Origin of the sequence: Actinoplanes sp. NPDC048791 (assembly GCF_040650095.1) — a bacterium.
Lineage (GTDB): Bacteria > Actinomycetota > Actinomycetes > Mycobacteriales > Micromonosporaceae > Actinoplanes.
Genome location: NZ_JBEZGQ010001088.1, coordinates 1 through 2,673 on the forward strand (window position 1 = coordinate 1; position 2,673 = coordinate 2,673).

General features: G+C 72.4%; 3 protein-coding genes. 2 read left to right on the forward strand and 1 reads right to left on the reverse strand.

What is annotated here, in order from left to right; translation table 11 throughout:
- Both AB0C29_RS42550 and AB0C29_RS42555 read left to right on the forward strand, forming a co-directional pair.
- The coding region (locus tag AB0C29_RS42550) for a SigE family RNA polymerase sigma factor (RefSeq protein WP_360833221.1) at positions 1-570 on the forward strand (570 nt) is incomplete at its 5' end.
- Complete coding sequence (locus tag AB0C29_RS42555; RefSeq protein ID WP_360833223.1) at positions 567-1,559, forward strand: hypothetical protein; 993 nt, start codon at positions 567-569, stop codon at positions 1,557-1,559. The genes AB0C29_RS42550 and AB0C29_RS42555, both read left to right, overlap by 4 nt.
- Before the next feature lie 120 nt (positions 1,560-1,679).
- On the opposite strand, the gene AB0C29_RS42560 is transcribed toward AB0C29_RS42555, so the two are convergent.
- The coding region (locus AB0C29_RS42560; RefSeq protein ID WP_360833225.1) for an acetylhydrolase at positions 1,680-2,673 on the reverse strand (994 nt) is incomplete at its 5' end.

The following is a 2,673-nucleotide window of genomic DNA, read 5'->3' on the forward strand; positions in this document are numbered from 1 at the left end:
GTCGGAGAGGAGGGAACCATCGGTCGGGTCCAGCGCCCTTACTCCGGTATGGGCTTGTTCCGCGGTGCGGGACCCGCCGGCTACGAGGACTTCGTCGCCGGCCGGTACCGCGAGATCGTTCGCTTCGGCGCGCTGCTGGCCGGGGACAGCCGGCTGGGCGAGGACCTCGCCCAGGAAGGCCTGATCGCGGCGTACCGGTCGTGGTCCCGGCTGGGTGCGCCCGACGGCCGACCGGAGGCGTACGTCCGGCAGGTGATGATCCGGGCCGCGATGCGGGCCCGGCGCCGGCGCTGGCGCGGCGAGGTGCCGACCGAGCAGCTGCCGGACACCTCCGGCCGGGGTTTCGCGGAGCAGGTTGACCTCAGCGTGCAGGTGTTCGCCAGCCTGCGCCGGCTGCCCGCCGACCAGCGGGTGGTGCTCGTGCTGCGGTTCTGGGCCGACGCCTCCGAGGCCGAGGTGGCGCAGACCCTCGGCATCGCGGTGGGCACGGTCAAGAGCCGCACGTCCCGCGCCCTGGCGGCGTTGCGCGCCAGTGGCCTGTTCATCGAATCCGCCCGGGAGACGCCGTGAACACCAGCCAAGTCAACGAACTCCTCGACCGCGCGGCCACCTCCGTGACGCCGTCCGAGACCGACCCCGCAGCCCGGATGCTCAGCCTCGGGCGACGCAGTGTGCGGCGCCGCCGCGCCTGGAAAGTCGCCGCCTCCGCCGCCGTGGCCGCCCTGGCCCTGCCCTTCGTCATTACCGCCGTGGGCCGGTCGGACGTCAACGAACAGTCGGGGACCCCGGTGAGCTTCGGCGGCGTGTCCGTCGTCATACCGGATGGCTGGCGGACGAGCACGGTGCAGAACTTCAACGCGTGCACCGCCGAGCCGCGTACCGTCTACCTCGCCGCCAAGTGGGACTTCATGCCGTCGGATTCTGTCCCTCCCGGGGGCGGTCTCGTCGTCTGCCGGTCGGACGGTGAGCCGTGGATGGCTCTCGTGGAGCGGGGGGTCAACCCGTCCCTCGGTCCGGAGCAGCTGGTGGTCAGGGACGAGCAGCTGCTCCAGGTGGAACAGGCCGGCACCCTCGGGGTCACGTCCACCTGGACGTACCGGCCCTACACCGGCCCGATCGAGGCGACGGCGGCCCTGATCTCCGGCGACGAGGAGGGTCGTAAAGCGCTGCTCGAGCGCATCACGTGGCCCGCCGGCCCGCCCGCCCCGGCCTCCGGCGGCCTGGCGTTGCCGGACCGGATCACCAGCGTCACCGCCGACACGCCGGCCCGCAGCGGCATGGTCGACGCGCACGACGCCAGGACGCTGGACCAGATCCTGACCACTCTCGCCGAACTGCGCGACCCCGTGCCCGCCGGTGCGGAATGCACCCTGCGGACACCGGGCACGGTCGCAGTCAGCCTCGGCGACGTCATCGTGGTGCTGGGCGACGCGACGTGTCCGCAGGCGATCTCGACCGGCGGTGGCCGCGTCCGGGTCCCGGCCGGCCTCGGCGAGGAACTGCTCGACCTGATCGTGGCGAGCGACCACGCCGCGACCGAACGGGCCACCAAGGACTGACCCGGACCCTCAGGTCCGGCTGAGGATGCTCAGGTCCGGCTGAGGATCCTCAGGTCCGGCTGAGGATGCTCAGGTCCGGCTGAGGATCCTCAGGTCCGGCTGAGGATGCTCAGGTCCGGATCAGGGCAGGAAACGCACCTCGGGGAAGGCCCGGCTCGGGCCGTCGAGCAGGTGCCCCCGGCGGCCGCGAAGGTGCAGGTCGAAGAAGGCCAGCGGATACGCCTGCTGGATCCGTACCGCCCGGGCCGGGTCGAGGGTGCCGATCCAGCCGGCCAGCTCCTCGTCGCTCATCCCGATGATCGCCCCCAGCTGCGGGACCAGCCACTGGCCGTCGCAGTACGACCCGTGCAGCGCGCCGTCCGCCTGCACGTTGAGCCGCCAGCCCTGCAGCTGCGCCCAGAATTCCTCGACGCTCGGCTCGGCGGCCCGGTTGAACTCGGCGGTCATCAGCATGAACGGCCGGTCGAGCCCGGTCACCGGCGGTTGCGACTGCATCGGGCCGTCGAGGCTGAGCCCGGCCCGCACCCGCCGGTCGGTGTTCATGACCAGGGCGGTGGCCGTCGCCCCCTTCGACCAGCCGAACATGCCGACCCGACGCGGATCGAGCGTGGCCCCCAGACCGGCCGGCAACCGGCGGCGCCCGGCGTCGGGATTGCGGCCGGCGACGAGGTCCTCGATCCGGTCGAGCACGAAGCGGACGTCGTTCGCGTGGTCCCACGGCGTCACCGATACGTCGTCGTCGGGCACGGTGAGCCGGCCGTCGGGGAACTCGCTGTACGAGTCGTACGGATGGTCCACTGTGACCACGGCGTACCCGTGACTGACCAGCTCCTGCACCACGATGGTGGTTTCCGACCGGTGACCATTGGAGCCGTGGGAGAACACGATCACGGGCCGCCGGTCCGCTGCCCGCAGCACGGGCGCTTCCTCATGCCCAGCCGTACGGGGCCCCGCCGCAACCTCGGGATCGAAGCCGTTGCCGGCCAGCAGAGCCCGCAGCGGCGCGGCGGTCATCCACGGCGCCACCGGATGACTCCCGGCGCCGGGAGCGGCGGGATACCAGACACTGATCATCAGCTCCCGGTGCCGCCCCCGCCCGGCAACGGGGTCCGGG